We start from the raw sequence: 377 nt of genomic DNA, 5'->3' as shown, positions 1-377 counted from the left end.
CATATGCGGAGTTCGCACGCAGTATAGCAGATAGGGGCTATGCGACAGCCGCTTCATATAAGGAGATGGCAGTAACCAGCACAGGCGTTCTGCGCTACAAGGACGTTATCACGCTGCCGCCGCCACAGCCCTCACAGCGCCTTGTGCTCGGTCAGTTTATGTCCGGAGTGTTTACCGCTATGGACTATAGGCCCATAGCCCGGTCCGGCATGAACAACAAGATGACTGGCTATCAGAATAGTAGGTATTCCCAATCGTTGATCACTGACGTTCCGAGCACCCAGATAAACACGCTCGAATTCAGACCTGATGCCAGCGCTCCGCTATATAACCTATCGGTTAAAGAGAAGGTGGTACGCGGATATCAGACATTCAGT

General features: G+C 52.3%; 1 protein-coding gene. It reads left to right on the top strand.

Translation table 11 applies throughout. The features are described from left to right. Nucleotides 1-377 (top strand): hypothetical protein (locus AC1RP1_RS08015; protein WP_481762720.1); only part of this gene is annotated, 377 nt, incomplete at both ends.

It is taken from the genome of Dellaglioa sp. CoH-56-MRSF-13, assembly GCF_056782095.1.
This window is presented reverse-complemented; position numbering and strand designations above follow the sequence as displayed.